This is a genomic window from Rhizobium sp. SVR5-9E (assembly GCF_056755095.1).
Genome location: NZ_JBNDHS010000423.1, coordinates 1 through 270 on the forward strand (window position 1 = coordinate 1; position 270 = coordinate 270).

A 270-nucleotide genomic window follows, 5' to 3' on the forward strand; every position below is an offset into this window, starting at 1 on the left:
ATGTGTATAAGAGACGGGGCTACGGGATTACTTCCAATTGCCGTTCCGACAGCTCTCGAAGCTTTGGAGTGACCAATTTTTTCGGCTAGGTTTCCGTACGTTGACAATTTCCCCATAGGAATACTGAGCAGACTTTCCCAGACTTTTAATTGAAAATCTGTTCCTTTTAAATGTAATTTGATAGTATTTAATTCTTTCCAGTCTTTATTAAAAATGGATAAAGCATTCTTCTGAAATTCGTCCCGGTTTTCAAAAAAAGAAGCATTGGGG

1 protein-coding gene is annotated in these 270 nt (G+C 38.1%); it reads right to left on the reverse strand.

Going from position 1 to position 270, the window contains the following annotated elements; all coding sequences use genetic code 11:
• Nucleotides 1–270 (reverse strand): methylated-DNA--[protein]-cysteine S-methyltransferase (locus tag ACPYOJ_RS35455; RefSeq protein WP_481420403.1); only part of this gene is annotated, 270 nt, incomplete at both ends.